The sequence below is a fragment of the Aureimonas sp. N4 genome (assembly GCF_001463925.1).
Classification (GTDB): domain Bacteria; phylum Pseudomonadota; class Alphaproteobacteria; order Rhizobiales; family Rhizobiaceae; genus Aureimonas; species Aureimonas ureilytica_A.
This window is the reverse complement of record NZ_BBWS01000046.1, coordinates 198,671-218,849: the sequence shown is the minus strand read 5'-3', so window position 1 is coordinate 218,849 and position 20,179 is coordinate 198,671. Positions and strand designations below refer to the sequence as shown.

General features: G+C 65.5%; 16 protein-coding genes. 10 read left to right on the top strand and 6 right to left on the bottom strand.

Annotation, left to right across the window (positions count from 1 at the left end; all coding sequences use genetic code 11):
* Positions 1-195: 195 nt before the first annotated feature.
* The 4 genes from AUL28_RS15260 to AUL28_RS15245 all read left to right on the top strand — a co-directional run bounded on the left by AUL28_RS15260 (position 196) and on the right by AUL28_RS15245 (position 5,626).
* Positions 196-1,095 (top strand): bestrophin family protein, encoded by a 900-nt coding sequence (locus tag AUL28_RS15260; protein ID WP_062234162.1) that lies wholly within the window; start codon positions 196-198, stop codon positions 1,093-1,095.
* 682 nt (positions 1,096-1,777) lie between these two features.
* Positions 1,778-2,602 carry an outer membrane protein gene (locus tag AUL28_RS15255; RefSeq protein ID WP_058601361.1) on the top strand — a complete coding sequence of 275 codons (825 nt, stop codon included), beginning with the start codon at positions 1,778-1,780 and terminating at the stop codon, positions 2,600-2,602.
* A 195-nt stretch (positions 2,603-2,797) separates the two neighbouring features.
* Entirely contained in the window at positions 2,798-2,977 is a 180-nt protein-coding gene (locus AUL28_RS15250) for a hypothetical protein (RefSeq protein ID WP_062218523.1), read from the top strand.
* A 297-nt stretch (positions 2,978-3,274) separates the two neighbouring features.
* Positions 3,275-5,626, top strand: a complete 2,352-nt coding sequence (locus AUL28_RS15245) for a putative bifunctional diguanylate cyclase/phosphodiesterase (RefSeq protein WP_244493535.1) — start codon at positions 3,275-3,277, stop codon at positions 5,624-5,626.
* Between the two features lie 84 nt (positions 5,627-5,710).
* Here AUL28_RS15245 and AUL28_RS15240 read toward each other — a convergent pair whose 3' ends face one another.
* Both AUL28_RS15240 and AUL28_RS15235 read right to left on the bottom strand, forming a co-directional pair.
* Entirely contained in the window at positions 5,711-7,522 is a 1,812-nt protein-coding gene (locus tag AUL28_RS15240; protein WP_062234156.1) for an acyl-CoA thioesterase, read from the bottom strand.
* Positions 7,523-7,887: 365 nt separating this feature from the next.
* Positions 7,888-8,307, bottom strand: a complete 420-nt coding sequence (locus AUL28_RS15235) for a MerR family transcriptional regulator (RefSeq protein WP_058635176.1) — start codon at positions 8,305-8,307, stop codon at positions 7,888-7,890.
* A 237-nt stretch (positions 8,308-8,544) separates the two neighbouring features.
* Here AUL28_RS15235 and AUL28_RS15230 point away from each other — a divergent pair, with 237 nt between their 5' ends.
* On the top strand, positions 8,545-9,312 hold the full coding sequence (locus AUL28_RS15230; protein ID WP_062234152.1) for a L,D-transpeptidase: 768 nt from the start codon (positions 8,545-8,547) through the stop codon (positions 9,310-9,312).
* A 226-nt stretch (positions 9,313-9,538) separates the two neighbouring features.
* On the opposite strand, the gene AUL28_RS15225 is transcribed toward AUL28_RS15230, so the two are convergent.
* The 3 genes from AUL28_RS15225 to AUL28_RS15215 all read right to left on the bottom strand — a co-directional run bounded on the left by AUL28_RS15225 (position 9,539) and on the right by AUL28_RS15215 (position 12,979).
* On the bottom strand, positions 9,539-10,207 hold the full coding sequence (locus AUL28_RS15225) for a ceramidase domain-containing protein (RefSeq protein WP_062234150.1): 669 nt from the start codon (positions 10,205-10,207) through the stop codon (positions 9,539-9,541).
* A gap of 38 nt (positions 10,208-10,245) precedes the next feature.
* Positions 10,246-10,701, bottom strand: a complete 456-nt coding sequence (locus AUL28_RS15220; protein WP_374701427.1) for a YqaA family protein — start codon at positions 10,699-10,701, stop codon at positions 10,246-10,248.
* A 97-nt stretch (positions 10,702-10,798) separates the two neighbouring features.
* Complete coding sequence (locus AUL28_RS15215) at positions 10,799-12,979, bottom strand: malate synthase G (RefSeq protein ID WP_062234148.1); 2,181 nt, start codon at positions 12,977-12,979, stop codon at positions 10,799-10,801.
* Positions 12,980-13,170: 191 nt separating this feature from the next.
* On the opposite strand from AUL28_RS15215, the gene AUL28_RS15210 reads away from it, so the two are divergent.
* From AUL28_RS15210 to AUL28_RS15200, 3 genes are all read left to right on the top strand, one after another.
* Positions 13,171-14,778, top strand: coding sequence for a bifunctional metallophosphatase/5'-nucleotidase (locus tag AUL28_RS15210; protein ID WP_062234146.1), 1,608 nt, complete (start codon positions 13,171-13,173; stop codon positions 14,776-14,778).
* 153 nt (positions 14,779-14,931) lie between these two features.
* Entirely contained in the window at positions 14,932-15,945 is a 1,014-nt protein-coding gene (locus AUL28_RS15205; protein WP_062234144.1) for an SPFH domain-containing protein, read from the top strand.
* Positions 15,946-15,950: 5 nt separating this feature from the next.
* Positions 15,951-16,406 carry an NfeD family protein gene (locus tag AUL28_RS15200; protein WP_062234142.1) on the top strand — a complete coding sequence of 152 codons (456 nt, stop codon included), beginning with the start codon at positions 15,951-15,953 and terminating at the stop codon, positions 16,404-16,406.
* A 12-nt stretch (positions 16,407-16,418) separates the two neighbouring features.
* Here AUL28_RS15200 and AUL28_RS15195 read toward each other — a convergent pair whose 3' ends face one another.
* Positions 16,419-17,624 carry an ROK family transcriptional regulator gene (locus AUL28_RS15195; RefSeq protein ID WP_306302764.1) on the bottom strand — a complete coding sequence of 402 codons (1,206 nt, stop codon included), beginning with the start codon at positions 17,622-17,624 and terminating at the stop codon, positions 16,419-16,421.
* A 243-nt stretch (positions 17,625-17,867) separates the two neighbouring features.
* Here AUL28_RS15195 and AUL28_RS15190 point away from each other — a divergent pair, with 243 nt between their 5' ends.
* Positions 17,868-18,893: a sugar ABC transporter substrate-binding protein gene (locus AUL28_RS15190; RefSeq protein ID WP_058635272.1), complete on the top strand. Its 1,026-nt coding sequence runs from the start codon at positions 17,868-17,870 to the stop codon at positions 18,891-18,893.
* Between the two features lie 207 nt (positions 18,894-19,100).
* Positions 19,101-20,177: an ABC transporter permease gene (locus tag AUL28_RS15185; RefSeq protein WP_062234139.1), complete on the top strand. Its 1,077-nt coding sequence runs from the start codon at positions 19,101-19,103 to the stop codon at positions 20,175-20,177.
* The last annotated feature ends 2 nt before the right edge of the window (positions 20,178-20,179 follow it).

The following is a 20,179-nucleotide window of genomic DNA, read 5'->3' as shown; positions in this document are numbered from 1 at the left end:
ATGGCTGGGGTTCCCTGGCGGCCCGACAAATCCTTTCCATTTCGTAAAAATCCCGAGACCTAACAGCAAGATAAGGCGTCAACAGCCCGAGGCGCCTGCCGTAGGTCGAGCCCTTCATCGCCCGCCATCGCCCCTTGTTGCGGTGCAACCTCAACCGACCCTCGTCGTTGCCCGGCTAACGACAAGGAAACGCCTATGGTCCTGCCTGAATCCGCCCGCCTGCCCCGAATGCTGCGCTACATCGGCTGGCCGCTCGCCCTGCTTTTGGTCTGGGACGTCCTCGTCACGCTCGCCTATGTCTATCTGCCCCATCCCGAGTTCGAACTGCCGATCCTGCCCATGACGCTGCTGGGCTCGGCGCTGGCGCTGTTCCTCGGCTTTCGCAACAACAACGCCTACAACCGATGGTGGGAAGCCCGTACGCTCTGGGGCGCCATGGTCAACGCCTCGCGCTCCTATGGCAGGGCCGTGATCCACCTCATCGACAAGCGGCCGGAAAGCCACGACCTGCGCCATGCGCTCGTTATGCGGCAGGTCGCCTATGTCAACGCCTTGCGCTGCCATCTGCGCCGCCAGCCCGCGCTCGAGGAAATCCGTCCCTTTCTGGGGGAAGGCGAGGCCGAGGGGCTGAAATCCGCCGCCAATGTGCCCAATGTCATCCTCAACGAAACGGCCGCGCTCTTGTCGGACGCGATGCGCCAGGGCTGGATGGACTCGATCCGCCGCACCCAGATCGAGCAGTTGCTGGTCGATATGAGCAATGCCCAAGGGGGTATGGAGCGGATCAAGAACACGCCGCTGCCGCGCGAATACGCCTATTTCCCGACGCTCTTCGTGCAGGTCTTCTGTATCCTGCTGCCGGTCGGCCTCGTCGACAGCTTGGGCATCTACACGCCGCTCGCCTCCACCATCGTCGGATTCATGATGCTGGCCATGGACCGGATCGGGGGCGATCTGCAGGACCCGTTCGAGAACCGCGCCCACGACGTGCCGCTGACCTCGATCTGCCGCACGATCCAGATCGATCTGGAGCAATTGTGCGGCGAGCCGGACGTGCCGCCGCCCGTGCGCCCGGTTAACCATGTGCTTTGGTAGGATCAATAGCAGGGCGCGCGGAAAGCTTTCGTTAACCGCGCGCATGGTTTCTGAAACCTTCCGATACGAGCGAAGGTTCGAGCCATGGATATCGTCACGACCCTGTTCTCCTTCATCCTGACCATGGGCGGTTTCGCGGTGCTCGTCTCCGTCGCGCTTCAGCTTTCGGGCGACAAGAGCCCCAAGCCGCGCAACGCGCGCTGATATCAGGCGCTCCATCCGCCATCAGCTGAGCGGGCTCGCTCGCGGACCATTCCTTTGCAAAGCTCGCGTCCCGTTGTGGGAGCGGGCTTTTCGTGTTGTTGCGATCCACCGCATTGCAACCACAAGCTTCAAGACACTTTCGCGCCCGCGACAAGCTCATCTCACGAAACCGTTATAGCGGCGTAATCTCTCGTAGATTCCCGAGAGACAAACCCGGCAAACTCGGTCTTTTCATCCTCCTGAGCGCCTCAAACTGACAGGTTGTCGCAGTCATCATCTAAGGATTGACGTGACAATACACGTCACCCTCCTGCAACACTTAGAAAATGCCCACGAGCAGCCTCTTGAGTGGGGGGGATAAGCTGTCATCTTGAAGCACAACGGCACGAGCAGCCGGGGAGATTTCGAGTTTCCCTGTCGCCCATGCCCCTCTGACACGAGAGGCCGAAAGAGCCTCCTCGCAACTGGAGCCTGTGCCATGAAGACCATCGCCCTCCTTCTCGCTTCCGCCGCCACGCTCGGCCTCGCCTCGCAGGCTCTGGCCGCCGACGTCGTGTATCAGGAGCCGGCCGCGCCCATCGCCGTCGCGCCCGTCGTCAACTGGACCGGCCTCTATCTCGGCGTTCAGGGCGGCGGCGCGTTCAACCCGGACAATGGCGACAATCTCGCCATCGTGCCGAACTTTACCGGCGCCGGCGCGACCTTCCTGACCAACGCCTTCGGCTCGAACTTCTCGACCGAGTTCCAGTCGAGCTTCATCGGCGGCGCGCATATCGGCTACGACTATCAGGCCGGCAATTTCGTGGTCGGCGCTCTGGCCGACATCAACGCGCTCGACATCGCCCAGCGCGCCAGCGCCTTCTCCAACACGCCGGCCGTCTACACCGCCGAGCGCAGCCTCGACTATCTCGTGACCGGCCGCCTGCGCGCGGGTTACCTCGTCACCGAAAGCGCGCTGCTCTACGCCACGGGCGGCTTCGCCTATGGCGAGGTGGACTATCGCTTCGGCACCAACAGCCCGGCCGTCACCGCCGCCTTCCCGGCCCTCGTCAACACGAACGAGGACGAGTGGGGTTACTCGGTCGGCGGTGGCATGGAAGTGAAGGTGACGCAGAACATCTCCTTCGGCGCCGAATATCTCTACACCAATCTCGGTGACAGCGGCTCCTTCACTCGCCTGAACGGCGGCCCGTTCGACGGCGCGGCCGCCGCCGTGGTGCCCGGCCAGTTCACCGACTTCCGGAGCCAGGGCGACTTCGACTTCCACACCGTTACGGCGAAGCTCTCCTACCGCTTCAACTGATACGGCGGGGATCGCGCTCCCCACACGATCCCCTTCGAAAGGCTCGCCCGGCGAAAGCCGTGGCGGGCCTTTTCGTGTTGTCACAGAGCGTTGACGGCGCGCGCGGCGATGGCGCGCAGAGCCCTTGCGCGCCGAAGGACTTTTCAAACCGCTCTCTGGCTATAAGTCAGTCCTTATAGGGGTCGGAGGGAATACATGGCATCGGACGAAGATCCGATCATCACGGTGCTTCGTTTGTCGGAAGAGACGGACGATCCGGACGAGCTGACACAGCTCTTCCGTGAGACGCATCCCGACCTGCCGCATCAGGCCTTTCTCGACGCCTGCATGGTGGCGCTCGACATTATCGGCTCGCGCCCCGCGCGCCTTCACTGACCGGCCCCGACGCGATACGTTGGTTCACGGCCTCACGCGCCTTTCTGCCCCAGGGCATCGGCGAGCTAGAATGAACGCATTTCGTTACCTGCCGTTAAGAGAGCATTCAGTACGATTTAGGGGTGTCCACCTTACCAGTCGTCCAAGCGTTGCCTCGCGCGTTAGACCTCTGCAATTGAAAGGCCGCCGATGCGGTCCCGATCCGGTTTGGTTCCTCTTGCATCAAACAGACGGGACGCGAAGGCGAGCGAGACACGAGGCTGCACGGCTTCCCAAAAGCGTGCGGAGTGGACACCAATGAACCGATTGGACTGGATGACCCCGTTCCGGCGGCTCGCTGCGTTTCTGATCGATTTCGATCCGCGCGACGCGCGCGACGGCCCCCTGCCGGACAGCGTGCAGACCGAGCGCGTGGATTTCGCGCTGCGCCTGGCACCGCTGACGGCCATCACCGCTTTCATGGTGGTTCAGGTCATCATCGTTCTCTACTGGCGTAGCGGCTATGGGGTCTATCTCCTCGGCCTTCAGATCGGCAGCGTCGCGCTGGCCATCCTGACGCTGGAGAGCTGCTGGCGCTGGCGTGGGCGCGGCGACGCGCAGCCCATCACCCATCGGTTTCGTCAGGCGATGACGGCGACGGCTCTTCTCGCCGGCCTGCTTCTGGCATCGGTGCCAGTGGTGCTCTTCGCGCAAAGCGATATGCAGGGCCGACTCCTCATCGCCTCCACCTGTGCCGGGCTGATCGCGACGGGCATGTGTCTGGCCACCGTGCCGCGCGCCTCGATGGCCTATGTCGGGCCGATCGTCTGCGGCTCGTTCCTGGCGCTCGCCATGACGGGCGAGCCGGTCAATCTCTATGTCGCCGTTCTCCTGGCCTTCTACGCGCTCTTCATCTTCACGGCGATGTTCCATCTGCGCCGCCTCGTAACCAAGCGCGTCCTCACCCAAATCGAACTGACGCGCCAGCAGGAGCTGACCAATCTCCTGCTCAACGATTTCGAGGCTCATGCCAGCGACTGGCTTTGGGAAACCGACGCCGAGTTGCGGATGCAGCATGTCTCGCCCCGGCTGGCGGAAGTGCTGGACCTCCCCGAAAGCGTCCTGCACGGGCTGACCATGGCGCGCCTGTTCGGCGCGGCGGGCGCAAACCCGCAGGAAAAGGAGCTGGCGGCCCTGTTCCAGACCATGGCCGACAAGCGCGAGTTCCATGGCGTCGCGATCCGCCTGCGCTTTTCGGGCGAAGAGCGCTGGTGGAGCCTCAGCGGCAAGCCGATCGAGGACGAGGACGGCGCCTTTGCGGGCTATCGGGGCGTGGGCTCCGATATCACGGCGCAGCGGCGCTCGCAGGAGCATCTCTCCTATCTCGCCACGCACGACCCACTCACAGACCTTCCGAACCGCGCCCTGTTTCAGCAGACGCTGGACAGCTATAGGGCGCGCGGCGAGTCGAGCGGATTCGCGGTCATGTGTCTCGATCTCGACGAGTTCAAAAACGCCAACGACACGTTCGGCCATGCGGTCGGCGATGCGCTGCTGCGGGAAGTGGCGAACCGGTTGCGCAGCTTCGTCGGGCCCCACACATTCGTCGCGCGGCTCGCGGGCGACGAGTTCATGGTGCTTTACGACAATGGCGACCGTCGCGCCGTCGCGCGGCTGGCCGAGCGCATCCTCGCCACCATCGCCCGGCCCTGCCGTCTGGGCGACATTCATCTGGGCATCGGCGTCAGCATCGGCATCGCGGTCTCGCCTTGCGACGGCGGGGAGGATCTGGTGCGGCGCGCCGATCTCGCGCTCTACCGAACGAAGAGCGAGGGCCGCAATGGCTATCGTTTCTACGAGGCCGAGATGGACGAGCGCCTCGTTCGCCAGCGCGCCTTGGCGGCGGACCTGCGCGGGGCGCTGGAGCGGGGCGAGTTCCAGCTTCACTACCAGCCGCAGGTCCACGCCCGCTCCGGCGCGATCTGCGGTTTCGAGGCGCTTTTGCGCTGGAACCATCCCAAGCGCGGCGAGGTGCCGCCTTCGGAGTTCATTCCGATTGCCGAGGAAACGGGCGTCATCATGCCTCTCGGGAATTGGGCGCTGCGCGAGGCCTGCCGCACGGCCGCCAACTGGCCCGAGGAGATCGGCATCGCGGTCAATCTCTCGCCCATCCAGCTGCGCCATACCGACGTGCCGAAACACGTGGAGGACGCGCTCCAGACGTTCGGTTTGTCGCCTGCGAGGCTGGAACTGGAAATCACCGAATCCGTGCTTCTGGAGGCGGCCACTCAGGTCAACACCAAGCTGGCGCGCCTGCGCGCGCTGGGCGTGCGTCTGGCGCTGGACGATTTCGGCACCGGCTATTCCAGTCTGGCCTATCTGCGCCGCATCGCCTTCGACAAGCTCAAGATCGACCGCAGCTTCGTCACCGATCTCAATGGCGAGGGGGCGGATATGCCCATCGTGCGCTCCATCGTCTCGCTCGCCAAGGCGCTGGGCATGGTGGTGATCGCGGAAGGGGTCGAGTTCAAGGAGCAGCAGGCCTGCCTCATCGATCTCGGTTGCGACGAATGCCAGGGCTTCCTGTTCGGCCGCGCCATGACGGCGGACGCCGCCAACGCTCTGGTGCGCACGGCTTTCCCCGCACCCGATCTGCGGTTGGTGAGCTGACGAAGAGGCCCGCCGACGGAGGCCTCGCCAAGCGTCAACGCTGACACAAGCGTCAACGCTGACTGAGCCTTCGCAGGGAAACGCCTAGAGCGCTTCCGACAGGCTGGCTGCCCCTGCCCCACGGGCATTCAGGCCGGAGGTCTTCGGCCAATAAGGCAGGAAGCCTCGAATGATGCTGGCAGGAATGTCGAGCGGACGATAATCCTTCGTGTCCACGAACATCAGCGACTGCGAGCCCCGGCCGAGAAGTCCCTGATTCTCGCTATGAATCTCGTGCGCGAGGGTGACGAATTTGCGATTGTGCGTTTCGATGCGGATGCGCACGATGATGGGCTCGAACTCCTGCGCCTCGCGGCGGAAGTCGTGCTGGAACGAGCGCGTCAGCACATAGAACGAGGTCGAGGCGAGATCGAACTCGGGCATGCACTGGTTGAAGAACAGCTCCCGCGCCTTGCCCACCCAGCGCATGTAATTGGCGAAATAGACATTTCCGACCGAATTGGTGTCGTCGTAGGTCGGCACCATGCGCATCACGAACCAGTCGCCATCGAAGCCATGCGCGGCCGAAAGCTCGGCGACCTTGCCCGCAGGCGCAAGCGGCGCGAGCTGAACCGGTTGGTTTGCCGGCTCCGAAGGCGCGTCCGCCTTGCTCGGCTGTGTTTCAGGCTCGCCGGGCTGCAACAGCATGGGCAGCGCGCCGATCAGCGCGACAAGCGCCGAGAGCGCGAGAAGGCTGGGCACCGGCCCGGCATAGCCGATCACGAAGAGCAGCATGGAGGCGAAGCCGATCAGATAGCACAGGACGCTGTCGTAGCGCCCGCGACGCCCCAGCACCCGCGCCAGAAGACAGGCCGCCGGCCCCGCAAGAAGCGTGGCGAAGGGCATCATGAGATAGATCATCGGGAGTTGCGCCTGCACCGCAAGGGCAGCGAGAGCGACGGCCAGCGCCAGAACCCAGAGCGGCGAGGCAACGAGCGAGGCTGGCACGATGGCCAGAAGCGGGCTGCTGCTGCGCGCCGTCACCCCGGCCAGAAGCCAGCGGAGCGCGGCGTAAGCGCCATCCACCGTCGACAGGAGCGCGATCGACGCCCAGACCAGAAAGGCGCTGCCTGCGAGCCCCCCGCCCCGTTCGGCCAGCGCGCCCGCCACCGAGGCCGGCTCCCAGAACCCGGAGGACGCCGCAGGCGGCGTCACCATCCCGGCCGCGACCGCGAGCCCGGCATTGAGAAGCAGAAGCCCGAAGAACAGGGCCGCCCCCAGACCGTAAGCCAGCCTCACCGAGCCGCCGGCCTTGCGGATTTCCACCGCGCGCTGCCATTGCTGCACATCGGTCCAGGGTCCGAGAAGAAAACCCACCAGCGTCGGCAGGACGAGACCGAAGAAGCGGCCATCCAGCCCGTTGATCGCCCCAGGAAGCGGCTGACCTCCCCCTCGCAGCGTGACAAGGGCGACCAGCGCAGCGCCGACACCCAGCGGAAGGTAGAGGGCATGAAGGCGTCGGATCATGCCGATCGAAACGGCGTGGCCGATGGCGCAAGCGGCCAGAACCACGAGCCCCGCCAGAAGCGCCATGGCCGGAACTCCGCCCAGCGGCGCGAGATAGGCGACGAAAGCCTGAAGGCTCACCGCGACGGCGGCGATCTGGGTCAGCAGGAAAAGGCCGGTGAACGGCCCTTGAAGGCGGGGCCAGAGCATTGCTGGATCACGCCCCGGCCGGCCGAGAACCCACCCGAACAAAAAGAAGCCCGAGGCGTTGGCCAGCGCGAAGGCGAAGAACCCCGTCCAGCCATAGGTTCGCGTCACATGGATCGCGTAGAAGAAGCCGAGCCCCCAGAACCAGGACAAGGCAATCGTCGGAACCCAACCGAGAGACGTACGGAGGGCGGAATGGGGCATGATATTCGCCTTGGACGCGTAAATTCTGAATCAAAACGTCCGCGTTTGGACGCATTTCGTCAATGATTTTTGATCAGCCATCCAGATAAATTTTCACCCGATTGGGTGAGCACCCGGCGCGCGCCACAATAACACGAGCGATCCTTTATTGTGCGGTTGAAATAGAACACCCTCCGCATCAATAAATCCGGATCGATGACCGCATCATCGCCATCGCGCATGCGCAAACAAGCATCGTCACGGTGAGAAAACAGGCAGGTTCCCGCACCCACAACCTGAGAGCACAGCCCTGATCGATCTTCGCCTAGCCCGTGAGACAAGACCCACTTTGGTCGAGCCGGTTTGGCCGTTGGTCGGCCTGCCTCTCAGACCCCTGTCAAACGCGTGGGCAGGCGAACGCGCTCACCGCTGATCTCGTCCAGAATCGGACAATCGGGGCCTCGTCCCTTTTCGCAATCCTGCGTCAGGGAGGCGAGTGAACGCTTAAGGGTCTGAAGTTCCTCGATCTTACGGTCGATCTCGATCAGGCGCCGACTGGCCAGCCGGCGGACTTCGTCGCGCTGGCTCCCCTCCCCGCCATAGAGCGCCAGCAGCTTGCGCGCCTCGTCGATCGAAAAGCCGAGCGAGCGCGAGCGCTGGAGAAAGCGCAGGACATGCACGTCGCGCTCGCCATAGTCGCGATAGCCGTTGGCCGCGCGGGCGGGCCGCACGAGACCCACATCCTCGTAATAGCGTATGGTTTTCGGCGGCAGGCCGGACCGCCGCGAAGCCTCCCCGATATTCATCCGAACCCCCGGAGTGTTACCCTGTATCCACAGGATCGGCACAGACATGTCGCCGCCCTGTGGATCGTCAACTGTGCTCGCACCGCAACAATGAATTCTTAACCACGCACCGGTCTAATCTTCACGTTGCCAGACATGGGTCGGAGGCGTACGGATCGGGCACCCTCAATGGGATTGCTTGTCCGGGGCTTGCGACATGATCTGCCCGCCCGCCCCGCAGCCTGCACCGGACGTTTCATGAAGACCCGCTCGAATCCGCTTCTCCTCGGCGTTTGCCTCGCCGCCATGGCTGCCCTCGGTGCCTGCACGACCACGCAGCAGCAGCGCGCCTCCATCGTCAAAGTCGCGCCGATGGCCCAGGCCTATGTCGCACCGACGGAAGAGATCAAGTCGGGCGGTCCGCTCGGCCCGGTCGAGTTGACGGCCTATGATTCCTTCGAGGATGGCGGCTTCAAGCTTCCGAAGATCCCGGCGAACAAGATCAACGCACAGTTCCTGCGCCAGCGCGTGGTCTACAATGGCGAAGGGCTGGAGCCCGGCACCGTCGTCGTCGACACGAACAACCACTTCCTTTACGTGGTCGAGCCGCAGGGCACCGCGATGCGCTACGGCATCGGCGTCGGCAAGGCCGGTTTTGCCTGGTCCGGCGAAGCGCAGATCAAGGACAAGCAGCACTGGCCGAAGTGGTTTCCGCCGGTCGAGATGATTGCGCGCCGCCCCGAACTCAAGCCTTACGGCAATGAGGTCGGCATGAATCCGGGCCTCAACAACCCGCTCGGCGCGCGCGCGCTCTACCTCTACCAAGGCAAGAAGGACACGCTGTTCCGTCTGCACGGCACGCCGGAATGGTGGTCGATCGGCAAGTCGGTCTCGTCGGGCTGCATCCGTCTGATGAACCAAGACATCGTCGATCTCTACGACCGCGTTCCGATGAACGCCCGCGTGATCGTGCTCCAGGGCAAGGAAACGCTGGAAGATCACCGCCGCACGGCACCGCAGAGCTAAACAGTTTCAAGAGCGGGGGACCGCTCCGGCCGGGCGCTTCGGGGGAAGCGCCCGGCCTTTTTTGTGCGCTCTCGGCTGGTCTCGGAGCCCGTCTCACCCGACGCGCCGGGCTGTTCAGGCTACGGTTCCCCTTGCTGCCGCGTGTCTCGCGCTCGGGGCAGCGGACGGGGTTTCCGCTGCCCGCGCCGCAGCCGGCCCCTCTGCGCGCGAAGGCTTGCAAGCCGAATCACGCTGGGTTTTGCGCCGTCGCGCGGCCCTCATGCGCCATCCCAACACGCAGGCAGAGCGCAAGCGTGACCGCGTTCAACCCATGCCAGAGGAAGTGCGTGCCCAAGGGCCAAGAGGGGCAGACCGCCCCGTCCGCCATGCGGAAGAGAAGCGAGAGTGTGAAGACCGCGCCGGCGCTTAAGAGTCCTAGCCCCGACGCCTTTCGGCCGATTCCCATCAGCCAGAGCGCCATGCCGTAGAGCGCCAGAAGCGCCGGCAGATAGGCTTCCGACGATCCGAGAAGCGGCTCGGCCAAGGGTGCTACGAACTGGTCGAAGGCGACAAAGGCGAGAAGCCCCAGCAGCGTCAGCGGCCAGGACAGGCCGATGAGCCGCCGCAGCGCCAGCGTGAAAAAGCCGAAGATGAAGAGCGCGATGGGCAGGACATCGGCCAGAGCCGACCAGCGGTTGGCAAAGGTATGGAACAGGAAGGAGCCGACACCGATCACGCCGACGAGCCCGATCAGAGCCAGCGTGGCCCGGTCGCCTCCGCCCCTCGCCCGCCAGCGCCGGAAGGCCCAGAGCGCGGCCAGAAGAAAGGCGAGATTGGTCAGCGCGTTGACGGGCTCGGACCAGAACGCCGCGCTGGTCCGCTCGCAATAGGCGTCGATCGGGGTGGCCCAGTCCATGCCGCCTCCTTTCAGGGGGGACGACGGGTGCCGAGCGGTCAACCGCCCCAGAGGCCCAGCGTCGCCAAGGCCAGAACCACATAGCGCGCGCCCTTGCCCAGCGCCACGAGCGGCACGAACCAGCGCAGCGGCACGTGCAGAAGCCCGGCGATCACGGTCAGCGCGTCGCCCACGACCGGCAGCCAGGTGAAGAGAAGCGAAGGCAGGCCGAATCGCGTGAACCAACGCTCGGCCCGCGCCAGTTGCGGGCCATCGGCGGGAAACCAGCTTCGATCCCGGTAATGCGCGAGCGAGCGCCCGCAGAGCCAATTGACCACGGCCCCCAGCGTGTTGCCGGCGGTCGCGACGATGACGAGTGGCACGGGATGCCCCGTTCCGCTCGCCAGAAGCCCCACCAGTACCGCCTCGGACGAAGCCGGAAACAGCGTTGCCGCGATGAAGGCGGAGGAAAAGAGCGCCAGATAGGGCCAGACTTCGGTGATCATCGCGGACATGGGGCGTGGCCGGACAGGACAAGACCCGGCGGGGGCGAGAGGCCGCCGGCCGGGTCTTGGCGAAATGTAGGAGCAGGGTGGGAGGCCCGGCCAGTGATCAGGCGCGGCGCGCCTCGGCCTTCTTTTCGAGGCGGCGGCGATGCAGGACGGGCTCGGTATAGCCGTTCGGCTGCTCGCGGCCCTTGAGCACGAGATCGAGCGCGGCCTGGAAGGCGATGGAGCCATCGAAATTCGGCGCCATCGGCTGGTAGGCCGGGTCGCCCGCGTTCTGCTTGTCCACGACGGCCGCCATGCGCTGCATGGTCTCGACCACCTGGGCCTCGCTCACGACGCCGTGCAGCAGCCAGTTGGCGATGTGCTGCGAGGAGATGCGGCAGGTCGCGCGGTCTTCCATTAGGCCGACATTGTTGATGTCGGGCACCTTGGAGCAGCCGACGCCGGCATCCACCCAGCGCACGACATAGCCTAGAATCCCCTGCGCATTGTTGTCGAGTTCAGCCTGCACGTCCTCCGGCGTCCAGTTCGGGCGCACGGCGACGGGAATGGTCAGGATGTCGGTGAGCTGGGTGCGCGGATGGCCCTCCAGCTTGGCTTGAACCTCGGCGACATCCACCTCGTGATAATGCGTGGCGTGAAGGGTCGCGGCCGTGGGCGAGGGCACCCAGGCCGTGTTGGCGCCCGCCTTGGGATGGCCGACCTTCTGCTCCAGCATGGCGGCCATCTTGTCGGGCATAGCCCACATGCCCTTGCCGATCTGCGCGTGGCCCTTGAGGCCGCAGGCGAGGCCCGTGTCGACGTTGCGGTCCTCATAGGCCTTGATCCAGGTGGAGGCCTTCATGTCCCCCTTGCGGATCATCGGCCCGAGTTCCATCGACGTGTGCATCTCGTCGCCGGTGCGGTCGAGGAAGCCGGTGTTGATGAAGACCACGCGCTTGCGGGCGCGGCGAATGCATTCCTTGAGGTTGGCCGTGGTGCGGCGCTCCTCGTCCATGATGCCCATCTTCACCGTGTTGGGCTGAAGGCCGAGCGCGGCCTCGACGCGGGCGAAGATCTCGTCGGCGAACTCCACCTCGTCCGGCCCGTGCATCTTGGGCTTGACGATATAGACCGAGCCGGCGCGCGAGTTGCGCAGACCTTCGGTCTTCTTCAAGTCGTGCAGGGCGATGGTGACGGTGAAGAGCGCGTCGAGCAGCCCTTCGGGGGCTTCCGAGCCATCGGACAGGAGCACGGCCGGGTTGGTCATGAGGTGGCCGACATTGCGCACCAGCATGAGCGAGCGGCCGGGCAGCGTCAGCGCGGAGCCATCGGGCGCAGTATAGGCGCGGTCGTCCTCAAGCCGGCGGGTGACGGTCTCGCCGCCCTTCTGGAAGGTCTCCTGAAGGTCGCCCTTCATCAGGCCCAGCCAGTTGCGGTAGACGGCCGCCTTGTCCTCGGCGTCCACGGCGGCGACGGAATCCTCGCAATCCTGGATCGTCGTGATCGCGCTTTCGAGGATGACGTCGCTGATCCCGGCGTGATCGGTCTTGCCGATCGGCGAGGTCCGGTCGATGACGATTTCGAGATAGAGGCCATTGTTGTTGAAGAGCAGCGCGGTCGGCTGGCCGACCTCGCCGCGATAGCCGGCGAACTGCTGCGGCTCGGCCAGCGGCACGAGGCGCGCGTCGCCCAGACGCGCGCAAAGCCGGCCATTCTCGATCTCGAAGCTCTTGGCGTCCGTCCAGGACGCGCCGTTCAGCGGCACGGCGCGGTCGAGGAACGCGCGCGCCCAGGCCACGACCTTCGCGCCGCGCTTGGCGTTGTAGCCGCGCCCGCGCTCGGCGCCGTCCTCTTCGGAGATCGCGTCCGTGCCGTAGAGCGCGTCATAGAGCGAGCCCCAGCGCGCGTTCGCCGCGTTCAGCGCGAAGCGGGCATTGAGAACGGGCACGACGAGCTGCGGGCCGGCCTTGGTCGCGATCTCGGGATCGACATTCTCCGTCTCGACCGAGAAGGCCGGGCCTTCGGGCACGAGATAGCCGATCTCGCGCAGATAAGCCTCGGCCTCCGCGCCGTCCACCGCCGCGCCCTTGTGGTCGCGGCACCAGGCGTCGATCTGGAGTTGAAGCGCGTCGCGGCGCGCCAGAAGCTCGCGATTGCGCGGGGTCAGGTCGGTCAGAAGATCGGCCAGGGCCTGCCAGAAGCGGTCGGGCTCGATGCCGGTGCCGGGCAGCGCCTCGGTCTCGGCGAACTCCTTGAGGATGGACGAAACCTTCAGGCCATGAAGCTCGACATAATCGCTCATACGGCGCTCCCCTCGAATGCGTCGTCGAAAAAAGACGGGTCGGCAAGCTGTGTCGGCCATGCGAGGGGCCGCTGTCAAACGGACTTTATCAAGAGATGGCAGGGAACGGGCTTCCCAAACCGGGTGCCGGTCGGGAAACATGCTGACCGGCGCGTCCCGGCGCCGCTCCGATCCATGAGGAAGGCTTGCCCATGAAATCGTCCCTCTTCGGCCTTGCCGCGATTCTTCTCGCCGGCACCGCCCTGCCCGCCGGGGCATTCGACCTGACGATCCTGCACATCAACGATTTCCACAGCCGCGTGGAGCCGATCAACAAATATGACGGTCCCTGCTCGGCCAAGGAAGCGGCCGAGAAGAGCTGCTTCGGCGGCATCGCGCGCATCGCCTCCGCCATCGAGGCCGAGCGCAAGGCGGCCGGCAGCCGCCCGGTCCTCCTGCTGGATGCGGGGGACCAGAGCCAGGGCTCGCTCTTCTACACCTATTACAAGGACAAGGATTCGGCCGAGTTCATGAACCGGCTCGGCTTCGAGGCCATGGCGGTCGGCAATCACGAGTTCGACGACGGCGTGCCGGTGGCACAGAGCTTCGCGAGCGCGGTGAAGTTCCCGATGCTGATGGCCAATGCCGACCTGTCGCGCGAGCCCGAACTCGCCAAGCTGATCAAGCCCTCCACCATCATCGAGAAGGACGGAGAGAAGATCGGCATTATCGGCCTCACCCCGCGCGACAATCAGGAGCTGACGGCGGCCGGCAAGTCGATCAATTTCACCGATCCGGTGGAAGCGGCCAAGCGCGAGGCGGAGAAACTGACGAAGGAGGGCGTCAATAAGATCATCCTTCTCAGCCATTCCGGCTATGAGGTGGACAAGCGCCTCGCGGCCGAAGTGCCGGGGCTAGACGTGATCGTCGGCGGCCATTCGCACACGCTTCTTTCTTCCACCGACCCCAAGGCCGCCGGCCCCTACCCGACCCTGGTGAAGGGGCCGGACGGACGCGAGGTGCCGATCGTGCAGGCCTATGCCTATTCGAAATATCTCGGCAAGCTGGACGTCACCTTCGATGATCAGGGCCATGTCACCAAGGCGGAAGGCGCGCCGATCCTGCTCGATGCCTCCGTGCCGGAGGACGCAAGCTTCGTGGCGCGTGTCGCGGAGCTTGCCAAGCCTCTGGCGGAAATCCGCAATAAGGTCGTCGCCCAGACGGCGGAGCCGATCGACGGCACGCGCGAGGTCTGCCGGAAGGCCGAATGCGCCATGGGCAATCTCGTCGCCGATGCGCTTCTCGACCGCACCAAGGATCAGGGCGTCACCATCGCCATCGGCAATGGCGGCAATGTGCGCGCCTCGATCGACGCGGGCGACGTGACCATGGGCGAGATTCTCACCGTCCTGCCGTTCCAGAACACGATCGCGACCTTCCAGCTGACCGGAGCGGACATCAAGGCCGCGCTGGAAAACGGCGTCAGCCAGGTGGAGGACGGCGCCGGTCGCTTCCCGCAGGTGGCGGGCCTCCAGTTCGACTGGTCGCGCAAGGGGCAGGCGGGCGTCGATCGCATCAAGGCCGTGCGCGTCAAGAATGCCGCGGGCGAATGGGTGCCGATCGATCCGGCGGCCACCTATACGGTCGTCTCCAACAACTTCCTGCGCCAAGGTGGAGACGGCTACAAGGTCTTCGCCGAAAAGGCTCAGAATGCCTACGACTACGGCCCCAACATGGAGGACGCCGTGATCGCCTATCTCCAGGCGAAAGGCACGGCCTACAAGCCTTACACGGACGGGCGCATCCACGAAGTCGAGTAGGCAAACCGCGCTCAGGCGCATCGCAGCATGAGGGAACCCGCGCCGGTGCTCCGGCCTGCTGGCGCGGGTTCCTTCTTCCACCAGCGCATGGAATTCGCTCGACCCGGCGGCGTCAGGGCCTAAAGTCCCTTTGCAAGAAGCAAGGGAGGCGAGATGGACGGCTTGGCGCAACTCGGGTTCGGACCTGGCAGCATTCTGGTCGTGGTTGTCGTCGTGGCGGTGCTCTTCGTGCTTGCCTCGACGGTGAAGATCGTGCCGCAGGGCTATAATTACACGGTCGAGAACTTCGGCCGCTACGTGCGCACGCTGACGCCCGGCCTCAACCTCATCACGCCCTTCGTGGAGCGGATCGGGCACAAGATGAACATGATGGAGCAGGTGCTCGACGTCCCGACGCAGGAGGTCATCACCCGCGACAACGCCTCCGTCGCCGCCGATGGCGTCGCCTTCTACCAGATTCTCGACGCCTCCTCGGCGGCCTACGAGGTGTCGAACCTGCAATATGCCATCCTCAATCTCGTCATGACCAATCTGCGCTCGGTCATGGGCTCGATGGACCTCGACGACCTCCTGTCCAACCGCGACACGATCTCCGAGCGCATCCTGCGCGTGGTGGATCAGGCGGCCCATGGCTGGGGCATCAAGATCACGCGTATCGAGATCAAGGACATCAACCCGCCGAAGAATCTCGTGGATTCCATGGCGCGGCAGATGATGGCCGAGCGCGAGAAGCGGGCCGAAATCCTCGAGGCCGAAGGCGCGCGCAACGCCAAGATCCTGCGCGCCGAGGGCGAGAAGCAGGCGCAGATTCTGGAAGCCGAAGGCAAGCGCGAGGCCGCCTATCGCGAGGCCGAAGCGCGCGAGCGACTGGCGGAAGCCGAAGCCAAGGCGACGCGCATGGTCTCCGAAGCCATTGCGGCGGGCGACGTGCAGGCGATCAATTATTTCGTGGCGCAGCGCTACACCGAGGCGCTGGCCAAGATCGCCTCCGCGCCCAATCAACGCGTCGTCTTCATGCCGCTGGAAGCCTCCTCGCTGATCGGCTCGATCGGCGGCATCGCGGAATTGGCCCGTGCGAGCTTTCCCGACGCCGCGCCTGCCTCCGCCGTGCCGCAGGCCAGCACGCGGCGTCCGCCCGCCACCGTTCCCCCACGCGCCGGGGCGTAATCGGAATGGATGGGTTCACGTTGAGCTATGCCTGGCTGATCGCGGGCCTCGCGCTGCTCATGGGAGAGCTTCTCCTGCCGGGTGTCTATCTCCTGTTTCCCGGCATCGGCGCGCTGGTCATCGGCATCAACGCGCTCTGGCTGCCCGCCTTCAGCTGGCAGAGCCAATGGATTGGCTTCGCGCTGGTGACGGGCGTCGCCACCCTTCTCGGCCATCGGCTCTATGGGCGCCGCGCCAAGCCGGCGGGCGAGGCGCCGCTGAACGAGCGCACGGCGCGGCTCGTCGGGCGGCGGGCCGTGGTCAGCGAGGAAATCCGCAACGGGCGCGGGCGCGTGGCGGTGGACGATGGCTGGTGGAGCGCCGAAGGGCCGGACCTCGCCGCCGGCGCCCCGGTCGTGATCGAGGCGGCGGACGGCTCGATCCTGCGCGTGCGCCCGGCCGAGCCAAAGACACCCGTTTGAGCCCAGCGGCGCTTACCGCTCGGCCAGAAGCACGCGGTGATCCAGAAGGAACTTGGCGAAGAAGGGCAGGCTCGCCGAGCCGACCTCGCGCGCCGAGCGGCCGATCGAGCCTTGCGTGACCGCGATCGGCTGGAGGCCCTGAAAGTCGAAGCGCTCCAAGGCCGCGCGTGTCGCCTCCACGAGACGAGCGCGCACAGGCGGCGGGAAACTGCCGTCGATCACCGCGCGCTCGAAATCATAGACCGCCAGCGAGGAGGCGATCGCATAGGCGAGCCCTTCGGCCGATGTTTCGACCCACTCGTCCAGAAGCGGCCCCAGCCCCGTCCAGTCCGCCTCGTGCCGCCAGAGTTCGACCGCCGAGCGCCCGGAGGCTTCCACCATGCGCTCCAGCACATGCACGGAGGCGACATGGATGAGCTGACGGCGCTCGCCGAGCCGCGTCGGCACGGGCATGGAGCCCAGCGCGCCGGCATTGCCGACCCGGCCGGGCACCAGCGCCCCGTCCATGACGATGCCGCCGCCCACGAAGGCGCCGACGAAGAAATACACGAAATTGGCCGAGACGTCGGTACCGAAGGCCTGTTCAGCGCCGCAGGCGGCGGTCACGTCATTGGCGATGAACACGGCTTCGCCGGTGGCGCGCTCCAGCTCCGCGCCGAAATCCACCGTGCTCCACTCGTCCATCTCGCCGGGCGGCGCGCCGTTCGCCTCCGCCCAGGACCAGATTTCATAGGGCATCCCGACGCCCAGGCCGACGATGCGCCGCCGCAGGGCCGGGCCGAGCGACTGGCGCAGCTCGGTGCTCGCCTCCTCCACGAAGCGCATCACCTCGGCACGGCGCGGAAAGCGATAGAGAATCGCCCGGCTTTCGCGCACGCGGCCGACGAAATCCATCAGCACCATTTCGCTGGTGCGCCGGCCGAGCTTGAGGCCGAAGGCGAAGGCCCCGTCCGGGTTGAGACGCATCGGGACGGAGGGCTGGCCGACGCGCCCGCGACGCGGCTCGCCCGCCAGAACCAGCCCGTCCGCTTCCAGCGAGCGCATGATCACGGAGGCCGTCTGCGGCGAGAGGCGCGACAAACGCGCGATCTCGGATTTCGCCAATTCTCCATGGCGGCGGATGAGCGACAGCACGGCGCGCTCATTATGAGCGCGCAGGCCCGCCTGGTTCGATCCTCGAAGGGACTCGTCCCGCTCGGCCGTCCGGCTATCTGCCACCGACGTCGACATTTCCATCACCACCTGTCGACCCTCCCCGTCGACGCCCGCCCTGTCCCTGCGGGTTCGTGACGCGACCATGACGGAGACTTTGCCGAACTGTCAATAAATAAATCTCGGTGAGTTATTGATTGACAGCCCGTTCGAGATCGTGTCTGATCCAGCTATTCGAACACGGCGAGGAGGCCGGTTCGGGCCAGCCCGGAGAGCGGCTGGTCATTCTCGGGAGGGTTTCTGGTGAATCTGCGTCATCTCTTTGCGTCCGCCGCCGTGGGCGCCTTCGGTCTTCTCGCGCTGTCCGGCTCGGCCTCGGCCCAGAGCCCGATGACCGTCTGTCTCATCACCAAGACCGACACCAACCCGTTCTTCGTCAAGATGAAGGAAGGCGCCGAGGCCAAAGCCAAGGAACTCGGCATCAAGCTGCAGTCCTATGCCGGCCGCGTCGACGGCGATTCCGACAGCCAGGTGCAGGCGATCGAAAGCTGCATCGCGGGCGGTGCCAAGGGCATTCTGATCGCCGCGTCCGACACCAAGGGCATCGTGCCCGCCGTCAAGAAGGCGCGCGACGCGGGCCTCATCGTGATCGCGCTGGACACGCCGCTGGAGCCGCTGAACTCGGCCGACGCGACCTTCGCCACCGACAATTACGAAGCCGGCGTGCTGATCGGCCAGTGGGCCAAGGCCAAGATGGGCGCGGAAGCGGCCAACGCCAAGATCGCCTTCCTCGACCTCACCCCGCAGCAGCCCTCCGTCGCCGTCCTGCGCGACCAGGGCTTCATGGAAGGGTTCGGCATCGACGTGAAGGACAAGGCCATCGTCGGTGACGAAAGCGACAAGCGCATCGTCGGCCACGACATCACCAACGGCAACGAGGAAGGCGGCCGTCAGGCCATGGAGAATCTTCTTCAGAAGGATCCTTCGATCAACCTCGTCTACACGATCAACGAGCCGGCCGCCGCCGGCGCCTACGAGGCTCTCAAGAGCCTGGGCGTCGCCGACAAGGTGACGATCGTCTCGGTGGACGGCGGCTGCCCCGGCATCGCCAACGTCAAGGCCGGCGTCATCGGCGCGACCTCCATGCAGTATCCGCTGAAAATGGCTGCGATGGGCGTCGAAGCCGTCAAGACCTTCGCGGAATCGGGCAAGAAGCCGGAAGCCTCGGCCGGTCTCGACATCACCAACACGGGCGTCGATCTCGTCACCGACAAGCCGGTGGACGGCGTGAAGTCCATGGACTCGGCCGCCGCGTCCAAGGCCTGCTGGGGCTAAGAGCGCCCATCGCGGGGGGCGTTCGCTCCCCCGCAACCTTTGCCAAGGGGCCGATGCCCCTTGGTCCCCTCCTCCTTTGACGGCGTGCCCCGGATCGGTCGAGGCGCTCGGTCCCGTTCGATTCGGGACGCGTCTTGAAGGATAGCGGGGGCTCGGGGCGCTAGCCCCGCTTCGAGCGATCTCACACCCTTCCGGAGGCCTTGGCGCATGAGCGAGACGACCACTCCCAAGGGCAGCGAATTCGAGTCCCAGCTGAACAAGAGCGACACGCGCGTCGCCGAGTTCAGCGGACACAAGCGCACGCCCCTTCAGCATCTCCAGCATTTCCTGCACGGCAACCCGACCATGGTGCCGGTGATCGTGCTTCTGGTCGGCATCGGCATTTTCGGATCGCTGATCGGCGGGCGCTTCTTCAACGCCTTCACCATGACGCTGATCCTTCAGCAGGTGGCGATCGTCGGCATCGTCGGCGTCGCGCAGACGCTGATCATCCTGACCGCCGGCATCGACCTCTCGGTCGGCGCGATCATGGTCCTGTCCTCGGTCATCATGGGCAATCTCGCCGTGGTGAACGGCGTTCCCGCCCCGCTCGCGCTCCTGATCGGCTTTGCGGTCGGCACGCTGTGCGGCGCGATCAACGGCGTTCTGGTCGCCAAGGTGCGCCTGCCGCCCTTCATCGTGACGCTCGGCATGTGGTTCGTGTTCGAGGCGGTGAACTTCATCTACACGCAGAACGCCACGATCCGCGCGCAGGACGTGGAAGCGGCCGCTCCGCTTCTCCAGTTCCTCGGCAACACGTTCCAGATCGGCGGCGCGGTCTTCACCTATGCGGTGGTGTCCGTCCTGCTGCTCGTCGCGCTCTTCTACTACATCCTCAACAACACGGCCTGGGGCCGGCATGTCTACGCCATTGGCGACGACGAGGACGCGGCGCGCCTGTCGGGCATCCGCTCCAACAAGGTTCTGATCTCCGTCTACGCCGTATCCGGGCTGATCTGCGCCTTCGCCGGCTGGGCCCTGATCGGGCGCATCGGCTCGGTCTCGCCGACTTCGGGCTATGAAGCGAATATCCAGGCCATCACGGCGGTGGTCATCGGCGGCACCTCGCTCTTCGGCGGTCGCGGCTCGGTGATCGGAACGCTGGTCGGCGCTCTCATCGTCGGCGTCTTCGCCATGGGCCTGCGCATCTACGGCACCGACCCGCAATGGACCCGCCTCACCGTGGGCGCCCTCATCATCGCGGCCGTCGCGGCCGATCAGTGGATCCGGAAGGTATCGGCCTGACC